Below are 19069 nucleotides of genomic sequence, written 5' to 3' on the forward strand. Positions count from 1 at the left end.
ATGTCAGCTTCCAAACCTAAAGCCAAAAAGAAAAATAAAGCGAGATTCTCCTCATCTTTCAAAGGAATTGCCTTGGTCCTGATGGGGATTGCTTTGATCTTGGCGTTGATCCTGAAAAGCAGTTTGTGGAAGGAGTATCCTGTCGAAGGAAAAAAACAGCTGCTCGCGATTGAATCTGGTCAAACCTATTCCGGTTTTATTGATCGTCTGGCCAAAGAAAATCAGGTGAGTTTTCCGATCATTCTCAAGCTGTATCAGCGCATCATGATTCATGACAGCATGAAAGCGGGCGTGTATGAAGTGCGCCAGGGCATGAGCATCCGTCAGGTCTTGGAGATGATTTCCGATGCAGACAATGCCCAGATGAGCCGGATTCTGGTGATTGAAGGAACGACTTTTAAGCAACTGATTGATGCCCTGAAGAAAAATGATCTGGTCACCAAAGAAGTGCTGCATCTGCCTACTGAGCAATTACTCAAAGAACTGAATATTCCGTTTTCACATCCTGAAGGGCTGTTTGCACCGGATACTTATTTCTTTGCCAAAGGTGAAACTGACCGTAAAATTCTGACCAATCTTTATCAGCGACAGATGAAAGCACTGGATGAGGCGTGGGCGAAACGTGCAACTGATCTGCCATATCAGAATAAATATGACGCGCTGATTATGGCATCGATTATTGAAAAAGAGACCAGTGTAGATCGTGAATTGGAACAGGTTTCTGGGGTATTTGTACGCCGTTTAAAAATTGGCATGCGTTTACAGACCGATCCAACAGTGATTTACGGAATGGGCGATAATTATAATGGCAATATTACCCGTAAAGATTTACGCACACCGACGCCGTATAACACCTATACTATTTCAGGTTTGCCGCCAACGCCAATTGCGTTGCCAAGCAAGAAAGCCATTGAAGCAGCCATGCATCCGGATAATTCTGACAACCTGTATTTTGTCGCTACCGGTAATGGTGGACATAAGTTCACGAGCAATCTGAATGACCACAATAAAGCCGTACAGGAATATCTGACGATTTTACGCTCGAAAAATAAGGAATGAGTATGTTTATTAGCTTTGAAGGCACAGAAGGTGTAGGTAAAACCACGCTCATTCGTTCGATCTATGAAGACTTTATCGCCCAGGGCAAAGATGTTATTTTGACTCGTGAACCCGGTGGAACCCCGATGGCTGAGCAGATTCGCTCGCTGTTGCTGGCTGTGAACCATGAAGAAGCCATGGCGCATGATACCGAGCTGTTATTGATGTATGCGGCGCGTGCCCAGCATCTGGCACAAGTGATTCTGCCCGCATTAGAAGCTGGGAAAATTGTCTTATGTGACCGTTTTAGCGATGCCAGCTTTGCCTATCAATGTGCAGGTCGGGGTCTGAGCGAAACCAAGTTGCAGTTACTGAATGACCACTTTGTCGCACGCATGCCGGACATCACGTTCTGGTTAGAAGCACCTATTGAACTGGGGATGAACCGAGCACGTGAACGTGGTGCGCTGGATCGCTTTGAACAGGAAAAAGTCACTTTCTTTGAGAAAGTGAGAGCAGGATATGAAAGCTTGTGGCAACGTCATCCTGAACGGATCAAACGTCTGGATGCAACTCAAACGCCTGAGCAGGTATTTGAGCAGGCCTTAAGTTATTTAAAATAAGCTTGGAATTAAAATACTTTTTATTTAATTTTTCTCTAGGTTTATCTGTGAAGAATCTTCTATATTAAGACTGATATAGAAGATTTTTTAATCATATGAAAACGACCAAAACTGAGATAGAACAATTTTTACAAAAAGAATTTCCGCAAAGTCTGGAGAAGTGCCGGATTGAAGCCGTTTCTCCGCGTGGAGCCACTCTGGTTTATCAGGTGAGATCAGAAGAATTGCGCCCAGGCGGCACAGTTTCTGGCCCAACCATGATGACCTTGGCGGATTTTGCTCTTTATGTCGCCATTCTGGGTGAAATTGGATTGGTCGGTTTGGCCGTGACCACTAACTTGAATATCAATTTTTTACGTAAACCTTCTGGTGGAACGGATATATGGGGAGAATGTAAGCTGATCAAGGTCGGCAAGGCACTGATCGTGGGAGAAGTCTGGATTTATTCGATAGATCATGAAGAACCTGTGGCGCATGTGACCGGAACATATTCAATTCCACCACAACGTTAAATATTTGAAATTAGAAGACTGGCTATAAATAGCCTAAGCTGACTTTGAGCAAATAAAAATCTAAAAAGAAAAGGAGATATCATCCAAGGATGTTATCTCCATCTACTTTTAACAATTCACCAAAGGTGTTTCCACTTCAAAATTTGGTGGGACGAGGACTGTTTTGCGTAGTTCTGGTAGCAGCTCTGGATAATCCAGGGTGAAATGCAGACCGCGAGATTCTTTGCGGTGCATGGCACAGCGTACAATCATCTCGGACACCAGCACCAGATTACGTAACTCAATCAGATTTTTGCTGACCTGGTAATCCTGATAATACTCGGTAATTTCTTTTTTCAGCATTTCAATACGATGTAGCGCACGTTCCAGGCGTTTGGTCGTGCGTACGATTCCGACATAGTTCCACATGGTTTGACGCAGTTCATCCCAGTTTTGCAGAATCACCACATCCTCATCCGGGTTGGTCACCTGAGAATCATCCCAAGCTGGAACTGCAGGAGCTGGCTGATCGGCCTTGAAATTTTCCTGAATGTGCTTGGCTGCACTCATTCCATAGACAAAACATTCTAAAAGTGAGTTACTGGCCATACGGTTAGCACCATGCAGGCCAGTATAAGAGGTTTCCCCAATTGCATAGAGTCCGGCAATATCTGTCTGGCTATGTTCATCGACCACAACACCACCGCAAGTATAATGGGCTGCCGGAACGACTGGAATCATGTCTTTGGTAATATCGATCCCTAGTTCAAGCAGACGGGCATACAGGGTAGGGAAATGCTCTTTGACAAAGCTTTCATCTTTATGGGTAATGTCCAGCCAGACATGACGTATACCGAGACGCTTGATTTCATAGTCGATAGCACGTGCCACAATATCACGCGGTGCGAGTTCGGCGCGTTCGTCAAAACGCAGCATAAAGCGTTCACCATCAGGCAGGCGCAGATAAGCGCCTTCGCCACGCATTGCTTCAGTAATTAGGAAAGAACGTGCTTGTGGATGATAAAGGCAGGTCGGGTGAAACTGGTTAAATTCCATGTTGGCGACCCGGCAGCCGGCACGATAAGCCATGGCAATACCATCACCCGTGGCAATGTCGGGATTTGAGGTGTAAAGATAAGCTTTCATAGCACCGCCACAGGCAAGGGCGGTAAATGGAGCCAAGAAGGTATGCACTTTTTCAGTTGTTTCATCCAGGGCATATAAACCCAGCGCACGATTATCGCCGTCTAAACCGAGCTTTTGTGAACAGATCAGGTCAATCGCAATATAATTTTCAAAGATTTTAATATTCTGTTTTTCTTGGGCCCGTTGTACCAAGGTGGTGGAAATGGCACGACCAGTCGCATCGGCCGCATGAATAATTCGGCGCTGTGAATGACCACCTTCACGGGTGAGATGTAACTGTTCCTGTTCATCCAGAGTAAATTGCACGCCGTGTTTCAGCAGGAAATCAACTGAAGGTTTGCCACCTTCTACCGTCTGTTTAACCGCATCCATTTCACATAGCTGTGCGCCTGCAATCATCGTGTCATCAATATGCTGTTCAATTGAGTCCATTTCATCCAATACTGCGGCCACGCCGCCTTGAGCATAAAAGGTACTGGCATCTGTCAGGGTGGATTTCGCTAAGACTGCAATATTAAAATGATTTGGGAGCGATAAGGCTAAACTTAAACCAGCACCGCCACTGCCCACAATAATGACGTCAAATTGATGGGTAAGGGATAAATTAGACATGTCCATCAGCTAATTTTAAAAAAGTTTGGTAATAACAGCGCTTTTTTGTACAAAAGGCAAGCGTTGAAGTGCTCATTTATTGATGAAAAAAATTAATCAAAGCCTTAACTTAATGCTTTAATAATGAGATATTGCCCAGAATAAAGTATTGAAACATATTATTACTTAAACTTTACAGTGTTTGTGATAAAACCTATTTACATAAATTTATCAATAATTTGAGTGAATAATTTATATGAAAATTCTAGACTTAAAAAAAGGATTATTTGCAGCCACTCTCACCATGAGTGCTGCACAGTTGCAGGCTGTAACGCCGGTTGATTTTTCAAATCTGGTCGAGCAGGTCAGTCCTGCAGTGGTCAGTGTCAATGTCGTTAAAAAAATGAGCGAAGAAGAGCTCTTACAACAACAAGTGCCGGAAATTCTGCGCCGCTTTTTTGGCAATCAGGTGATTATTCCGCAGCAGCGTATGCCACAGGAAAAAACCGGTTATGGCAGTGCATTCTTTATCAGCAAGGATGGCTATCTGCTGACCAATCATCATGTGGTTGAAGATGCTTCCAAAGTCACCATTACCCTGAATGACCGTCGGGAAATTGATGCCACTGTTGTTGGGAGTGATGCACGAACTGACGTAGCTTTGCTTAAAGTTAATGGCTCGAATTTTCCAGAATTACGGACAGGGGATGTAGGACGCTTACGTGTTGGTGAGCCTGTACTCGCAATTGGTTCGCCATTTGGTTTTGATTATTCAGCTTCTGCCGGAATTGTCAGTGCCAAAATGCGTAATATGATGGGTGAAACTGCAGTACCTTTCATCCAGACAGATGTAGCATTGAACCCGGGTAACTCAGGTGGCCCTCTGTTTAACCAGCGTGGTGAAGTAGTCGGTGTCAACTCACGGATCTTTAGTGGAACCGGTGGGTATATGGGCTTATCCTTTTCGATTCCGATTGATGTGGCAATGGAAGTTGCAGATCAACTGAAGAAGAATGGTAAAGTGACCCGCTCTTATCTGGGCGTAAGTTTACAGGATATCGACCGTAACCTGGCCGAATCTTATAACTTACCTAAACCAGAAGGTTCTCTGGTAACTCAGGTTGCACCAAACTCTCCGGCTGCACGTGCAGGTCTGCGTGCCAGTGATGTCATCTTGAAATACAACGGTACCCCAATTTCACGTACCAGTGAACTGTTGAACTATCTGAACCGTACTGCACCTCAGCAGCAGGTACAACTTGAAATCTTGCGTGATGATAAACGTCGTAGTATTGCAGCGACTTTAAGTGCGGCACCAGATGATACTCCGGCAAAAGCAGGCACACAGGCTCAACCAAACAAAGGACCAGTGATCGGGGTTTCAATTCGTGACTTAAGTCCAGCAGAGTTGGCGAGTCTGGAAATCAAAGGCGGTGTGGTGATTCAGGATGTACGTCCGGGTGGTATTGCAGCACAGGCACGAATCATGCCGAATGATGTGATCACTCAAATTAATAACCAGACAGTACTGAATTCAAATCAGTTTGTGCAGGAGGTGTCTGAACTGAAAAAGGGTAGCATCGCGCGCGTGACTTTGATTCGTCAGGGGCAGCTTGCGGTGGTCGGGATGCGTATCTCATAAAATTGCTAGATTTTTGTGAAAGACCGCTTGTATAAGCGGTTTTTTATTTTTTGCAATTTACCCCAGCGATAAATTCGGTAGACTCTATAGCCTTAAAATCATGGAAAGGATAACAGCAAAGTGAGTGGTATTTTTGATCTTTCTTTAAAGGTACAAGCCAAACATATTGATGGTTTGGGTCATGTGAACAATGTGGTCTATGTGCAATGGATGCAGGATGTCGCATCAGCTCATATTGAAAAACTGGGCTTGGGACTCAAGCAATATGTAGAGCTGAAACATGCCATGGTCGCAGTTGAACATCAGGTGCAATATCGCAAGGCAGCTTTTGAAGGAGACGAGATTATTCTGCGCACTTGGCTGAATGATATCAATGCCCTGTATTCCTTTAGACAATACGCATTTTATCGACCACAGGATCAGACCCTGTTGTTTAACGGCAGTACGCAATGGGCTTGTATCGAAATGGCCACGGGGCGTCCAAAACGTATGTCACCAACTTTTACTCAGGCTTATCAGCCACTTTCAGAGCATGTAAATCCTTTTGACTTTTCAACTTTACATCTGGATTAATGAGGCAACATTTTCCAGTTTGATCAGTACACTTTGATAATATTGAGGAAGAAGTGGAGCTGGGGAGCTATTTTCTAATCATGGTGATCCAGATTTCATCTGACTGAGGTGTACGCGACCTAGGGAATAAAGGAAAAAATATAATTCTTTTTCTAGATCACCATTCTGCTATAATCCTTCGCAATTTCTATTCGGCTTTTGTTATGTAATATTTTTAAATTACATAGCGTGTTTTTTCTCAAGGTAACCCATGGCGCAAGCTAAAAAATCTGTTGATATTAAAAACATTCGTAACTTCTCGATTATTGCGCACATTGACCACGGTAAATCGACCCTAGCGGATCGCTTTATTCAAACTTGTGGCGGCTTGCAAGATCGTGAAATGCAGGCTCAAGTCCTTGACTCAATGGAGCTTGAGCGCGAACGTGGGATTACCATTAAAGCCACTTCGGTAACCTTGTACTATACGCATCCCAACGGTCAAGAGTATCAGTTGAACTTTATTGATACACCGGGACACGTCGACTTCTCGTATGAAGTCTCACGCTCCCTTGCTGCCTGTGAAGGTGCCTTGCTGGTTGTAGATGCTGCGCAGGGCGTAGAAGCACAGTCTGTTGCTAACTGCTATACCGCAATTGAACAAGGTCTGGAAGTACTTCCGGTACTGAACAAGATCGACTTGCCGCAAGCTGAACCTGAACGTGTCATTCAGGAAATTGAAGACATTATCGGGATTGAAGCCACAGAAGCGCCGACCTGTTCTGCAAAAACAGGTTTAGGTATTGAAGGTGTGCTTGAAACACTGGTCAATGTAATTCCTGCACCTGAGGGTGATCGCGAAGCGCCATTACAAGCGCTGATTGTGGATTCATGGTTTGATAACTACCTTGGTGTAGTTTCTCTGGTTCGGGTCAAGCAGGGTCGAGTGCGTAAAGGCGACAAGATGTTGATCAAATCAACTGGTCAAACGCATATTATTACTTCTGTAGGTATCTTTAACCCGAAACATACTGAAACCGGTATGCTGGAAGCGGGTGAAGTTGGTTTTGTCATTGCCGGTATCAAAGATATTTTCGGTGCGCCAGTCGGTGATACGATTACCTTGGCAACCACACCTGAAGTGGCAACATTGCCGGGCTTTAAAAAGGTGAAACCACAGGTTTATGCTGGTCTATTCCCGATTGATGCCAGCGATTTTGAACCTTTCCGTGAAGCATTGCACAAGCTGCAAATCAATGACTCGGCTTTGTTCTTTGAACCTGAAAGTTCAGATGCGCTCGGTTTTGGTTTCCGCTGTGGTTTCTTGGGCATGCTGCACATGGAAATCGTACAGGAGCGTCTGGAACGCGAGTATGATCTTGACCTGATTTCTTCTGCGCCAACCGTAATTTATGAAGCGGTGATGAAGAATGGTCAGACGATTTATATCGACAGTCCATCCAAAATGCCGGATGGTTCAACGGTTGAAGATTTACGTGAACCGATTGCTGAGTGTCATATTCTGGTACCGCAAGAATACTTGGGTAACGTCATGACGTTATGTGTTGAGCGCCGTGGTGTGCAAAAAGACATGAAGTTTATGGCGAATCAGGTTTCCATTACTTTCGAAATTCCAATGGCCGAAGTGGTCATGGACTTCTTTGATAAATTGAAGTCTTGTTCACGTGGTTTTGCATCACTGGACTATAACTTTGTCCGTTTTGAAAGCTCATCTTTAGTCAAAGTAGATGTCTTGATCAATGGGGAAAAAGTCGATGCCTTGGCGATGATCTGTCACCGTAATGATGCACGTCATCGTGGTATTGCACTGGTTGAAAAAATGAAAGACCTGATTCCACGTCAAATGTTTGATGTCGCGATTCAGGCGGCAATTGGTGCGCAAATCATTGCACGTTCGACCGTAAAAGCGATGCGTAAAAACGTATTGGCGAAATGTTATGGTGGTGACGTGTCACGTAAGAAAAAACTTCTGTCTAAACAGAAAGAAGGTAAGAAACGCATGAAACAGGTGGGTAGCGTAGAAATCCCGCAAGAAGCGTTCTTAGCTGTATTAAAAGTCGAACGCTAAAATAATAAGGATATAAGCCCATGGATTTTGATTTTAATTTGATTCTTGTGCCTGCGACCCTGTTTTTTGTCGCAGTGTGGTTGCTAGACAAGTTTGTTTTGAAACAAAGACAAACTCGAGGCAAAGGCCATGAGAATTTCATTATCACCTGGGCTTATGACTTTTGGCCGGTACTGGCCATCGTGCTGGTACTGCGTTCGTTTTTATATGAACCTTTTAATATTCCATCCGATTCGATGGTGCCGACGCTGGAAACCGGCGATTTTATTCTGGTGAATAAATTTGACTATGGCATCAAACTGCCTATGGTCAATACCAAAATTATTGATACCGGCAGTCCAGAACGTGGTGATGTAGCGGTATTTCGTTATCCACCGCAACCGACTATCAGTTATATCAAGCGTATTGTCGGCTTGCCAGGCGATCATATTGTTTATGATCATGGCCAGTTGAGCATTAATGGTGAAAAAGTAGCGAAAGTTCCAGTAGAATTTAGCCGCGAAAAAGACCGTTTAGATACACCGACAGCTATTTATCATAAAGAAACCCTGGGCGAGCATACTTTTACCATGCGTGAGCTGGAAGGGGTGAATGTTGCTCGTCAGGCACCTTATATTAACTATCTGGAAAATGGTAAATATTCAGGTGAAAATGGTTTATATTGGGAAGTAACAGTGCCAGAAGGTCATTACTTTGCGATGGGGGATAATCGCGATCAGAGTGCTGACAGTCGTTTCTGGGGGCTTGTTCCGGAAGAAAACTTAACAGGTCGTGCCTTCTATATCTGGATGCATAAAGAACCTGGCTTTAAATTGCCATCGTTTGGTCGAAACGGAACAATCGATTAATTGTTTCAATCAGGAAAATAAAAATGAGACATCAACAAGGTGCTTCTTATATTGGGGTTTTAATTGCAATCGTGGGCTTTGCATTTCTTGCAAAAGTGGCGATTGCAGTGTGGGGGCCATACTTCGATGATCGTATGGTAGATGGTGAGATTGAGGCGCTGTTAAAAAGCGCTCCAGCCAATATAACGCCAGAAACATTCCGTCAACAGATGAGTCAGCGTTTAGACATGAATAATATTCGTGATCTAAAGTTTGACGAAATTGCCAAAGTTACCAATACCGATGGTTTACAGGTGCACAAGAATTATGAAATTCGTAAAAATTTCATAATGAATATCGATTTAGTGATGAAGTTTGAGAAAGAGTTTGATCAAAGCACAGTCAAAGCTAAATGATGAACGTCTTGCCAAACGGATCGGCTATCAGTTTAAACAGGCTGATTTGCTGAAACTGGCATTGACTCATCGTTCAGTCAGTCATAAACACAACTACGAGCGCCTGGAATTTCTGGGCGATTCTCTTTTAGGGATGATCATTGCGAATTATCTTTTTAATGCCTATCCAAGCGAAAATGAAGGCCGGTTGACGCGTATGCGTGCAACCCTGGTTCGTCAGGAAGCATTAGGAAAAATCGCCAATGATTTAAAACTGAGCCAGAATTTAATTCTCAGTACCGGTGAATTGAAATCTGGTGGTCATCATCGTGAGTCTATACTGGCAGATACAGTAGAAGCCATTATTGGCGCAATCTATGTCGACTGCGGTGATCTCACTGTGCTAGAACCGATTGTGTTAAAATGGTACGAGCCCTATTTAGATCATATTGAGCCGACAGATCAGCTTAAAGATCCTAAATCTCGCTTACAAGAGTATTTACAAGCACGTAAGAAACCTCTCCCAGTTTACGAGGTTGTAGATATTCAAGGTGATGCACCCAATCAGCATTTTAAAGTGGAATGCCAGATTGCGGGATTACCGACTATGCAAGGCGAAGGCGCGAGCCGGCGTTTTGCTGAACAAGCCGTTGCGGCGGATATTTTGAAACTTTTGGAGCATAAGTCTTAATGACTACTCATTCCGATCACATTGATGCTGATCACGAGTCGCAAAGCGACAGTCACGACCTTATTAGTCAATTTTTTAGTGCACAAGGCACCGAGATCCCATCAGATTATCGTAGTGGTTTTGTTGCCATTGTAGGTCGCCCGAATGTGGGTAAATCTACCTTAATGAACCATATTCTGGGTCAAAAACTTTCGATTACCTCACGTAAACCACAAACTACACGTCATAAAATCGTGGGGATTGATTCACGTGAAAAATCTCAGGCGGTATTTGTCGATACACCGGGGATGCATAAAAAAGAAGTCCGTGCCATCAATAAAATGATGAACCGTGCGGCACATTCGGCTTTACGCGATGTGAACCTGGTTTTATTCGTAGTGGATGCACAAAAGTGGACGCCAAATGATGACCTGGTTCTGGAAAAGCTGAAAAATGCTGAAATGCCAGTGATTCTGGTGATCAACAAGCTCGATACTTTTGAAAACAAGAACGAAGCTTTGCCGCTGATTCATGAACGCGAAAAGCTGATGAACTTTGCGGAAATCGTACCGGTATCTGCGCTTCGTGGTGCCAATCTTGAACATTTACGTGACACGATTGCCAAGTATCTTCCGTTCCAGCCACCACTATACTCACTGGATCAACTGACCGATCGTTCAGAGCGTTTCCTGGCGTCTGAAATTATCCGTGAAAAGATCATGCGTCAGCTGGGGGAAGAGCTTCCATACGATTTGACCGTTCAGATCGAATCATTCAAAACTGAAGAGCCGGTCTTGAATGAAAAAACTGGTCGTATGAAAGCTGCCTGTACCTATATTGATGCCACGATTTTTGTCGATCGTCCGAGCCAAAAAGCCATTGTGATTGGCGAGAAAGGTGTCAAACTGAAGAAAATCGGTATGGATGCGCGTCTCGACATGGAAAAAATGTTCGAACAGAAAATCATGTTAACCCTTTGGGTGAAAGTCAAAGGTGGCTGGTCTGATGATGAACGTGCATTAAAAAGCTTAGGTTATAGTGATATCTAAGCGATAAGCTTGATAAGACCCTTCGAGGAATCTGTGATGATGAAAGTGTTGGCAGTGGTTGCATGTGTTTTATTTCTGCAAGGCTGTATTCATAAAGTGGTCACGGTTCCTATCAAGGTGGCTTATAAAACCACAAAAGTCGCAGTGAAAGGTACTGCGGCTGTTGTGGGCGCAGTGATCCCGGATGGGGATGACGAAGAAGATGATAAAAAATCAAAAAAAGATAAGGATTAAAGTACCCGCTTATGCGTAACGAAGTACTGCATGGCTATCTGATTCATCATCGTAAGTACCGTGAACGCAGTCATATTGTGCATTTATTTACCCAAGAATATGGCAGGGTAGACGGCATTCTCAGGCAAATGCCACCACCGCAATATCAGCCCATTCGTTTGCAAGCTTCAGGTAAATCCGAACTCAAAAATTTTACTAAACTGGAAATTGTCAATCAGCCGATTTTCTTTTTTGGCGATGCCTTTTTTTCGGGTTTTTATCTGAATGAAATCCTGTTGCGGTTATGTCCTTTAGAAGTCGAAATGCCGCAAACTTTTGCCAAATATGCTGAGACCTTAACTGCATTACAGCAATTATCCGTACAATCTAATCCAAATTTATATTTAAAACAGATCTTGCGCCAGTTTGAGCATGTTTTGCTGGAAGAACTCGGTTATGGTCTGGATTTTTCGGTAGATGCCAATCAGGCGCAGATTGATCCACAACAGCACTATTATTTTCAGCTCAATGCCGGCTTTATGCCATCGGCCAAAGCCTTACGCTCCACCCTATCCGGTCAACAGATTTTAAGCATGTTGACGTATGAAAATGGTGGGGATTTTAATCCGGAACAGTTACAATTACTGACGAAACTGTATCGACAGGCGATCACGGCCTTGCTTGGTGATCGACCATTAAAAAGTCGACAACTCTGGATTCAAAACTCTCAATCTCAATCGTAGTTAGGAAAAGATTATGGCTGCATTACTTGGTGTCAATATTGACCATGTCGCAACATTAAGACAAGCACGTGGTACGACGTACCCAGACCCAGTCAATGCTGCATTGATCTGCGAACAGGCAGGGGCAGAAGGCATTACCTTGCACTTGCGTGAAGACCGTCGTCACATTCAGGATGACGATGTGCGTCGTATGCGTCCTGCGTTAAAAACCCGTATGAACCTTGAGTTGGCGGTAACAGATGAAATGATCGCCTTTGCCAAGGAAATCAAGCCACAGCATGTTTGTTTTGTTCCTGAAAAACGTCAGGAAGTGACCACTGAAGGTGGTCTGGATGTCGTGGGTAATTTTGATGCTGTAAAAGCCGCGACTCAAGAGCTGGAAGCCATTGGTTGTGATGTATCTTTATTTATTGATGCCGATTTTGCACAAATTGATGCAGCAGTTGCTTGTGGTGCACCGACGATTGAGATTCACACAGGCGCCTATGCCGATGCAGAAACTCCAGAAGCGCAACAAGCGGAACTGGAACGCATTGTGAAAGGTGCTGAATATGCTGCATCTAAAGGTTTGGTGGTAAATGCGGGCCATGGCTTAAATTTGGATAACGTGACGCCGATTGCTGCGATTCCACAGATTCATGAGCTCAATATCGGTCATTCTTTAATTGCGGATGCGGTATTTGTTGGTCTGGCACAAGCGGTTCAGCAAATGAAAGCCGTGATTAAGTCAGCGCGTTAAGATTAGAGTAATTATGTCGAATATTAATTATGATGAACTGATGCAGCCGGTGATTGCTTTCCTCGGTTGTGAAACACCGCAAGCATGGCTGGATATGGCGGTCGAAAATCTTGAAATCTTGATGCAAGATCATGCCAACTGTGAAAAAAAAGCAGCCAGCACGGCCATGAACCTGATGTTTCGCTATAGCTATTTTGTTGATCTACAGGTGAAGCTTGCACAGCTGGTGCGTGAAGAAATGCTGCATTATGAGCAAGTGCTTGAATTGATGAACAAGCGCGGTCAGGCTTGGCAAAACTTGAGTGCAGGGCGTTATGCCGGTGGTTTGCGTAAGGAAATCCGGACTTTTGAACCTGAAGCCTTGATTGATGTCTTGGTGATTGGTGCCTTTGTAGAAGCGCGTTCCTGTGAGCGTTTTTACGCGCTTGCTTCGCGTGTTGATGATGAATTGGCACGTTACTACCGCTACCTGCTCAAGTCCGAATCTCGCCATTTTGAAGACTATCTGGCTTTGGCGATGGATGTGGCTACCACAGCGAAACTGAAAAATCCGAAAGAGGATATTCAGGAGCGAATCCTGCATATTCGTGAAGTTGAAAAACAGCTAATTCTCACGCCTGATGAAACTTTCCGTTTTCATAGCGGTGTTCCGGCTCAAGCGGCTTAATCTCGGTGACAGCTTAAAAATCCTCCATCTATGGGGGATTTTTTATATCTCGAAATTTTAAAAGAGGGGTATTTATATATCGAGTTTTATGAGGGATTGAAAATAATTATTCATTTTAAATAGTTGAAAATAACAAGCCGTCAAATTTTAAGTAATAAAAAAGCCCACTTCATGATGAGTGGGCTTTCTTGAATTTGGCTCTCCAACCTGGGCTCGAACCAGGGACCTGCGGATTAACAGTCCGTCGCTCTACCGACTGAGCTATTGGAGAATCTGAAAGCGATTATAGAGAGATTTTGACAGGGGTCAAGCAAAAATTATCATATTTATTATAAATACAGCCTGTCTGTTTTTAATTTAGGCAATTGCATAAATTTCACGAAAAATACTTGTCAGAATAAATTTCACTTGCTAGATTAAAACCATAAAGTCGTTTGACCAAATGGTCAAACAGTGTGGATTTAAACCTACTTGCCAGCACAAAAATGGCTAAACCGGAGACAGCGAATGAATACGCTTAGCATCCCTCAAATTTTCTCTCAACTGGCTTATTATCAAGAAAACTATCTTCAGATTATTGCTGATCCTGCACAGTATTATATCCCGGTTAAAGACGCTCATATCACGCTATGGCCTTTGGCGCAAAAATCACTTTATTTAGGTGATTTGCTGCAATTATGGTTTGCAGAAAAATGGTTGGTAGAAACTGAAAGTCAATTTAACTTTGAAGTTTTCCTGAATGCAGACTATCTGAAAGAGCAAGGCAAAGACCTTTATATCTATGCCATTTCTGGCAATCTTTTGACGGGAACCAATCAGTCTAAAGCGTGGCAAGCCTCAACAACACAAACACAAGATGTGGAATTAGCCAATGTTTCCAAGCATTATTTTGAGTTTCAAGGCTTAACTCGACCACGCTTGTCATTTGTTAAAGCAGGGCAGGCGAAAAGTAATATTATTTAAATGAAGTGTCTGATGAATTGTACAGGCTACCAATATTCATTCAGTCCGAATAATCATACAGGTCGCAGTGGCATGAGCATACAGGCGACCTTCTTCATCCAGAATCTGACCTTCAGAAATACCTAAATTTCTACTGAGATTAATTGATTTTCCTACGGCTTTCAGTGGCTGATTCTGAGGTATGGGGCGGCACATCTTTACATTCAGATCAATGGTGCCATAACCGACACCTGCTTCAAGTAAAGTATGAATCGCGCAGCCTGTCACGGTATCCAAAACGGTTGCAGCAAAACCACCATGGACGCCGCCAAGCGGATTTAAATGTCGATGATCAGCTTTTACCTTAAATTCTACATGTCCGCTTTTAATCACTGCTGGTTGCATCGACATGGTTTCGCTAATACTTGGGGCCGGGATTTTTTCATCACGCATCGCTTCCAGTAATGCTAAACCGCTCATTTCTTTTGGGTTCATTGTAATTTTCCTGTCATTATTCTTGAGTTGTTGAGATTTAATTCAAAATTGTGACATCGATAATAGCAATCTGGTATAGGAATGGCGGATTATTTTGTAAGAAGTACATTGCCTGCACCTGAGTAAAGTCATTTTTATAAAAAATAAGAAATAGAATGAGTTATGGCAGGATACTGGTATACATTTCTAATGAAATATCTCAGATCTAAATAATCTGCCAAAAAACGAATCTTATAAAAGAATTAAAAATCGAGTGATAGGGTAATGAAAAAGTTTCTGCATCTTTAGGTGCCTATTTTTCTCAGTAATGCCATTATTATGCTCAGTAGTTTGTTCGACGTGATTTTTCTATCACATTTTTCACCTCAGCATGTGGCTGCATTGACAGTCTGTTTGTCTGTTTATTCTTTGTGCTTTGTGACGGGTATTGGGGTGTTACAGGGCATGATGCAAGAACTGGCAGAAGCCAATGGGCGTCAGGATTATGCGGATATACAGCGTATTGTGAAGCAAAGTATTTTGATTGTACTGGTGATTTCCGCTGTTGCGATGTACTTGTTTAATCATGCGACTCCCTTACTTCATTTTTTAAAGGCAGATACGGCCTTACAGACATTGATTGTGCCATGTCTGTGGCTGTTGGCTTGGACGATTCCAGCGCATTTATTGTTGCGTATTTTATATATTTTAACCCAAGCCTGTGGGCAGGCTAAGCGCGTATTCTACGCCAATATGATCTATTTACTGCTCAAAGTGGCTTTGGCTTATGTCTTGATTTATGGCATTGAGGGTTATGTTAGAAGCTATGGGGTTGAGGGTGCATTCATGGCGCATTTGATTGTGCAGTGGGTACTGTTGTTTGTTTACTATTTTTTCTTCCTTGAGCAGAAGTTAAAGATCCAGTGGTCTGGTGTTTTCTTTCACTGGCAGACTTTGTTGAAAATTTTAAAAATTGGATTGCCCAATGCGGTGGTGACTTTTGTGGATGTATTTGCCATCAGCGCGATTGCTTTGCTGATCTTACCTTTGGGTGACATTGTAGTGAATGCACATCAGGTGATGCTTGGTTTATTGGGCTTGATGTTTATGTTGCCGATGTCGATGGCATCTGCCTTCGGTATTTTGGTGTCGACTCAAATTGGTGCGGAGCAGATTGATGCCGCATGGCAACTCAGTAAGCGGGCACTGATGGCTGTGATGCTAATAGCTATCGTTGTCGTGTTGACTATTTGGGGCTTAGATAGTTGGATTGTAGGGTTATTTAGCAATAATGCGCAGGTGATTACATTAGCCTTGGCATTGATCCTGTTAATGTGTTGGATGCATATCTTTGATGCGCTACTGGTGATTAGTTTGGCAATGCTACGTTGCTGGCGAGAAATTGTCAGACCGATGTTTATTTTTATCAGTACCGTGCTGGTCGTGGGCTTAGGTGGTGGTTGGTATGTGACGTATCATCCAATGACACTGTTCAATTGGCAAAGCAATGCATTGGGGATTCATGGTTTTTGGTGGATGTTGAGTATTGCGTACACGATTGCAGCAAGTCTATGTTTTGTTTGTTTGCTCATTAAATACTTGAGCTATAAGCGAATACGACTCACTGTTTAATACATGTTGAAGAACATAAAAAAACCCGCGAAATTCGCGGGTTTTTTTATCTAGGAAGCTAGATTATTTTGCAGCTTTTTCAGCTTCGATTGAAGCAATCGCAGCATCAACGCCTTCGATAGAATCAGCAGCTTTCTTGATACGAGCAAGGGCATCTACCAGTACTTCGTCAGCAGTAGCGTAAGAGATACGCATGAAACCGCCAAGACCGAATGCATCACCAGGAACCACTGCAACACCAGTTTCTTCCAGTAACCATGCAGAGAATTCTGTGCAAGACTTAAGACCTTTGGCACGAATCAACGGTTTGATGTTGGCATATGCATAGAATGCACCATCAGCAGGCAGGCAAGAAATACCGTGAATATCATTCAAGCCTTTCACAACCAAGTCATGGCGACGTTTGAATGCTTCAATCATTGGCTCAAGAACGTCTTGAGGACCATTCAATGCAGCTTCAGCAGCAACTTGCGAAATAGAAGTTGGGTTAGAAGTTGACTGAGATTGGATCTTTTTCATTGCACCAATCAGTTTAGCAGGGCCCGCTGCGTAGCCGATACGCCAGCCAGTCATTGCGTAAGCTTTAGACACACCGTTTAACACAATCGTGCGGTCATAAAGGTCTGGTGCAACTGTTGCGATGTTGTAGAACTCGTCATCCCAACGGATTGGTTCGTACATGTCATCAGATGCGATATACACTTCTGGGTATTTACGAAGTACGTCAGCCAGCGCTTCAAGCTCAGCTTTGGTATAGATCATACCTGTAGGGTTAGACGGGCTGTTCAATACTACTAGACGTGTTTTGTCAGTGATTGCAGCTTCTAATTGTTCAGGGGTGATTTTGAAACGTTGTTCTTCACCACATTTCACAATAACAGGAACACCTTCAGCGATGATCACCATGTCCGGGTAGCTTACCCAGAATGGTGCAGGGATGATGACTTCATCACCTTTGTTTAATAAAGCAAGGGCCAAGTTAAAGAATGATTGCTTACCACCACAAGAAACCAGAATCTGGTTTGCTGCATAGTCTAGGTTATTGTCGCGTTTGAATTTAGCAATAATGGCTTTTTTAAGACCTGGCGTACCGTCAACAGCGGTGTATTTGGTGAAACCGTTGTTAATCGCTGCAATTGCTGCATCTTTGATGTGTTGAGGGGTATCAAAATCTGGTTCACCTGCGCCCAAACCAATCACGTTGTGACCTGCAGCTTTTAATTCAGCAGCTTTGTTGGTCACAGCAAGCGTAGGGGACGGTTTGATGGCATTCACACGATCAGAGAGACGTACGTCCACGGCAGTATTCCTTCTTATAGGGATTAAAAAATAAAAAGCACATTATCTTAGCCTAAAATGGTGCAGATAGGGCAAAAGAATTTGGAAAACTTTAAGGAAAAAATGGTGTATTGGCCGAACTTTATCTTGAATTTCGATGCGCTGGAAGCAGGCAAGGGGAGACTTTTTACATCTCGGTCATGCATACGAATGCATGAAATATAAAATAAAAATGGCCACTTTAAAGTGACCATTTTGTGTTGTTGATGTTGTGGTTACGCACTAAAGCGTGACAAATCTTCGTCCGGGCGTGCTGTTAAAATTTCCGCGCCGGTTTTGGTCACCAGAATCGTATGTTCATATTGTGCTGACAATGAATGGTCTTTGGTGACCACTGTCCATTTATCACCGAGTAATTTGGTTTTCCAGTCACCACCATTGACCATTGGCTCAATGGTAAAGGTCATGCCTTCTTCAAGTACCATGCCGGTATCTGGCTGACCATAATGCAGCACTTGCGGTTCGTCATGGAAAGTTGTACCAATACCGTGACCACAATATTCACGTACCACGCCAAAACGCTCGGATTCAACATACTGCTGAATGGCATGACCAATATCGCCAATGGTTGAACCCGGTTTTACAGTTTCAATACCCCGGTACATGGCTTCTTGCGCTACCTTACATAGACGGTTGGCAAGAATAGTGGTTTCACCACCCACGATGTACATCATGTTGGTGTCACCATGATAGCCATCTTTAATCACGGTCACATCAATGTTCAGGATGTCGCCTTTTTTCAATTTTTTACTGTCTGATGGAATGCCGTGACACACCACATGGTTCACAGAAGTACAAATGGTATGTTGGAAGGCAGGTCGACCCGGTGCAGCGCCATAGCCTAAGCATGCAGGAATCGCCTGTTGTTGATTGACAATATAGTCATGACAAATCGTATCAAGTTCCAGAGTGGTGACACCCGGAACAATATGCGGTTTGATCATATCCAAAACTTCTGCCGCCAGTCGCCCTGCCACACGCATTTTTTCAATTTCGTCAGAGGTTTTGATGAGTCGACGTGGAGCTTGGTAAGTGTTGTTCATGATCTCTAAAAACTTTTGGAAATTTGTGTGTGACTATGGTATAAATAGCCGCCCATTTTATCAAATGCTTTTTCGTGAATAAATTTCACGGGCTTTGTGCGATGAGGCAAAAAAATCCGCACATATATCGACACATTACTCTGGGTGCCCTTTAGGGTGGAGAAT

20 protein-coding genes and 1 tRNA gene are annotated in these 19069 nt (G+C 43.4%); 16 read left to right on the forward strand and 5 right to left on the reverse strand.

The annotated features are described in order from the left end of the window. The 3 genes from mltG to ACP7AK_RS05255 all read left to right on the forward strand — a co-directional run bounded on the left by mltG (position 1) and on the right by ACP7AK_RS05255 (position 2173). Positions 1-1059 (forward strand): endolytic transglycosylase MltG, encoded by a 1059-nt coding sequence (gene mltG / locus ACP7AK_RS05245; protein ID WP_005247523.1) that lies wholly within the window; start codon positions 1-3, stop codon positions 1057-1059. A 2-nt stretch (positions 1060-1061) separates the two neighbouring features. Further along, positions 1062-1661, forward strand: coding sequence for a dTMP kinase (gene tmk / locus ACP7AK_RS05250; protein ID WP_005106444.1), 600 nt, complete (start codon positions 1062-1064; stop codon positions 1659-1661). Between the two features lie 95 nt (positions 1662-1756). Next, positions 1757-2173 (forward strand): PaaI family thioesterase, encoded by a 417-nt coding sequence (locus ACP7AK_RS05255; protein ID WP_219308912.1) that lies wholly within the window; start codon positions 1757-1759, stop codon positions 2171-2173. 108 nt (positions 2174-2281) lie between these two features. On the opposite strand, the gene nadB is transcribed toward ACP7AK_RS05255, so the two are convergent. Further along, positions 2282-3916, reverse strand: a complete 1635-nt coding sequence (nadB, locus tag ACP7AK_RS05260) for an L-aspartate oxidase (protein WP_171065021.1) — start codon at positions 3914-3916, stop codon at positions 2282-2284. 229 nt (positions 3917-4145) lie between these two features. On the opposite strand from nadB, the gene ACP7AK_RS05265 reads away from it, so the two are divergent. The 11 genes from ACP7AK_RS05265 to ACP7AK_RS05315 all read left to right on the forward strand — a co-directional run bounded on the left by ACP7AK_RS05265 (position 4146) and on the right by ACP7AK_RS05315 (position 13475). Then, positions 4146-5531, forward strand: a complete 1386-nt coding sequence (locus tag ACP7AK_RS05265; RefSeq protein WP_005247518.1) for a Do family serine endopeptidase — start codon at positions 4146-4148, stop codon at positions 5529-5531. 120 nt (positions 5532-5651) lie between these two features. Then, positions 5652-6104 carry an acyl-CoA thioesterase gene (locus tag ACP7AK_RS05270; RefSeq protein WP_004645622.1) on the forward strand — a complete coding sequence of 151 codons (453 nt, stop codon included), beginning with the start codon at positions 5652-5654 and terminating at the stop codon, positions 6102-6104. A 250-nt stretch (positions 6105-6354) separates the two neighbouring features. Continuing rightward, positions 6355-8172: a translation elongation factor 4 gene (gene lepA / locus ACP7AK_RS05275; RefSeq protein ID WP_004279065.1), complete on the forward strand. Its 1818-nt coding sequence runs from the start codon at positions 6355-6357 to the stop codon at positions 8170-8172. A gap of 20 nt (positions 8173-8192) precedes the next feature. Next, the gene (gene lepB / locus ACP7AK_RS05280; RefSeq protein WP_425878926.1) at positions 8193-9020 is read left to right on the forward strand and encodes a signal peptidase I; all 828 of its coding nucleotides are present in this window, start codon (positions 8193-8195) and stop codon (positions 9018-9020) included. Between the two features lie 23 nt (positions 9021-9043). After that, positions 9044-9415, forward strand: a complete 372-nt coding sequence (locus tag ACP7AK_RS05285) for a DUF4845 domain-containing protein (protein ID WP_253158645.1) — start codon at positions 9044-9046, stop codon at positions 9413-9415. After that, positions 9387-10085, forward strand: coding sequence for a ribonuclease III (rnc, locus tag ACP7AK_RS05290; protein ID WP_004279062.1), 699 nt, complete (start codon positions 9387-9389; stop codon positions 10083-10085). Before ACP7AK_RS05285 ends, rnc begins: the two co-directional genes overlap by 29 nt. Beyond that, positions 10085-11113 (forward strand): GTPase Era, encoded by a 1029-nt coding sequence (gene era, locus ACP7AK_RS05295; protein WP_409666626.1) that lies wholly within the window; start codon positions 10085-10087, stop codon positions 11111-11113. Before rnc ends, era begins: the two co-directional genes overlap by 1 nt. Positions 11114-11149: 36 nt before the next feature. Continuing rightward, positions 11150-11347 (forward strand): NF038104 family lipoprotein, encoded by a 198-nt coding sequence (locus ACP7AK_RS05300; protein WP_425878929.1) that lies wholly within the window; start codon positions 11150-11152, stop codon positions 11345-11347. 11 nt (positions 11348-11358) lie between these two features. Then, positions 11359-12069, forward strand: a complete 711-nt coding sequence (gene recO, locus ACP7AK_RS05305; RefSeq protein ID WP_153566590.1) for a DNA repair protein RecO — start codon at positions 11359-11361, stop codon at positions 12067-12069. A gap of 13 nt (positions 12070-12082) precedes the next feature. Beyond that, complete coding sequence (pdxJ, locus tag ACP7AK_RS05310) at positions 12083-12808, forward strand: pyridoxine 5'-phosphate synthase (RefSeq protein ID WP_004645617.1); 726 nt, start codon at positions 12083-12085, stop codon at positions 12806-12808. 13 nt (positions 12809-12821) lie between these two features. Further along, complete coding sequence (locus tag ACP7AK_RS05315; protein ID WP_005247503.1) at positions 12822-13475, forward strand: tRNA-(ms[2]io[6]A)-hydroxylase; 654 nt, start codon at positions 12822-12824, stop codon at positions 13473-13475. A 195-nt stretch (positions 13476-13670) separates the two neighbouring features. On the opposite strand, the gene ACP7AK_RS05320 is transcribed toward ACP7AK_RS05315, so the two are convergent. Then, positions 13671-13746 (reverse strand) — tRNA-Asn (locus ACP7AK_RS05320). 236 nt (positions 13747-13982) lie between these two features. Between ACP7AK_RS05320 and ACP7AK_RS05325 the strand changes: the two genes are divergently transcribed. Then, positions 13983-14438 carry a hypothetical protein gene (locus ACP7AK_RS05325; protein WP_005247501.1) on the forward strand — a complete coding sequence of 152 codons (456 nt, stop codon included), beginning with the start codon at positions 13983-13985 and terminating at the stop codon, positions 14436-14438. A gap of 36 nt (positions 14439-14474) precedes the next feature. Here ACP7AK_RS05325 and ACP7AK_RS05330 read toward each other — a convergent pair whose 3' ends face one another. Next, positions 14475-14912 (reverse strand): PaaI family thioesterase, encoded by a 438-nt coding sequence (locus ACP7AK_RS05330; RefSeq protein ID WP_005247499.1) that lies wholly within the window; start codon positions 14910-14912, stop codon positions 14475-14477. 288 nt (positions 14913-15200) lie between these two features. Between ACP7AK_RS05330 and ACP7AK_RS05335 the strand changes: the two genes are divergently transcribed. Then, entirely contained in the window at positions 15201-16523 is a 1323-nt protein-coding gene (locus ACP7AK_RS05335; RefSeq protein ID WP_425878932.1) for an MATE family efflux transporter, read from the forward strand. 63 nt (positions 16524-16586) lie between these two features. Here the strand turns inward: ACP7AK_RS05335 and ACP7AK_RS05340 are convergent, their stop codons facing one another. Both ACP7AK_RS05340 and map read right to left on the reverse strand, forming a co-directional pair. Next, a complete protein-coding gene (locus tag ACP7AK_RS05340) occupies positions 16587-17822 on the reverse strand; it encodes a pyridoxal phosphate-dependent aminotransferase (RefSeq protein WP_005106458.1) in 1236 nt (411 codons plus the stop codon). A 254-nt stretch (positions 17823-18076) separates the two neighbouring features. Then, positions 18077-18904 (reverse strand): type I methionyl aminopeptidase, encoded by an 828-nt coding sequence (map, locus tag ACP7AK_RS05345; protein WP_004645609.1) that lies wholly within the window; start codon positions 18902-18904, stop codon positions 18077-18079. Between the last annotated feature and the right edge of the window lie 165 nt (positions 18905-19069).

The organism is Acinetobacter sp. TWP2-2-3 (assembly GCF_049896445.1).
GTDB lineage: Bacteria > Pseudomonadota > Gammaproteobacteria > Pseudomonadales > Moraxellaceae > Acinetobacter.

Bases quoted from the DNA above. Each gene is read 5' to 3' on its own strand.
- nadB (WP_171065021.1), bottom strand. From the start codon at position 3,916: ATGGACATGTCTAATTTATCCCTTACCCATCAATTTGACGTCATTATT.
- lepB (WP_425878926.1), top strand. From the start codon at position 8,193: ATGGATTTTGATTTTAATTTGATTCTTGTGCCTGCGACCCTGTTTTTT.
- mltG (WP_005247523.1), top strand. From the start codon at position 1: ATGTCAGCTTCCAAACCTAAAGCCAAAAAGAAAAATAAAGCGAGATTC.
- ACP7AK_RS05325 (WP_005247501.1), top strand. From the start codon at position 13,983: ATGAATACGCTTAGCATCCCTCAAATTTTCTCTCAACTGGCTTATTAT.
- ACP7AK_RS05265 (WP_005247518.1), top strand. From the start codon at position 4,146: ATGAAAATTCTAGACTTAAAAAAAGGATTATTTGCAGCCACTCTCACC.
- pdxJ (WP_004645617.1), top strand. From the start codon at position 12,083: ATGGCTGCATTACTTGGTGTCAATATTGACCATGTCGCAACATTAAGA.
- map (WP_004645609.1), bottom strand. From the start codon at position 18,904: ATGAACAACACTTACCAAGCTCCACGTCGACTCATCAAAACCTCTGAC.
- ACP7AK_RS05300 (WP_425878929.1), top strand. From the start codon at position 11,150: ATGATGAAAGTGTTGGCAGTGGTTGCATGTGTTTTATTTCTGCAAGGC.
- tmk (WP_005106444.1), top strand. From the start codon at position 1,062: ATGTTTATTAGCTTTGAAGGCACAGAAGGTGTAGGTAAAACCACGCTC.
- ACP7AK_RS05330 (WP_005247499.1), bottom strand. From the start codon at position 14,912: ATGAACCCAAAAGAAATGAGCGGTTTAGCATTACTGGAAGCGATGCGT.
- ACP7AK_RS05285 (WP_253158645.1), top strand. From the start codon at position 9,044: ATGAGACATCAACAAGGTGCTTCTTATATTGGGGTTTTAATTGCAATC.
- ACP7AK_RS05315 (WP_005247503.1), top strand. From the start codon at position 12,822: ATGTCGAATATTAATTATGATGAACTGATGCAGCCGGTGATTGCTTTC.
- era (WP_409666626.1), top strand. From the start codon at position 10,085: ATGACTACTCATTCCGATCACATTGATGCTGATCACGAGTCGCAAAGC.
- recO (WP_153566590.1), top strand. From the start codon at position 11,359: ATGCGTAACGAAGTACTGCATGGCTATCTGATTCATCATCGTAAGTAC.
- lepA (WP_004279065.1), top strand. From the start codon at position 6,355: ATGGCGCAAGCTAAAAAATCTGTTGATATTAAAAACATTCGTAACTTC.
- ACP7AK_RS05255 (WP_219308912.1), top strand. From the start codon at position 1,757: ATGAAAACGACCAAAACTGAGATAGAACAATTTTTACAAAAAGAATTT.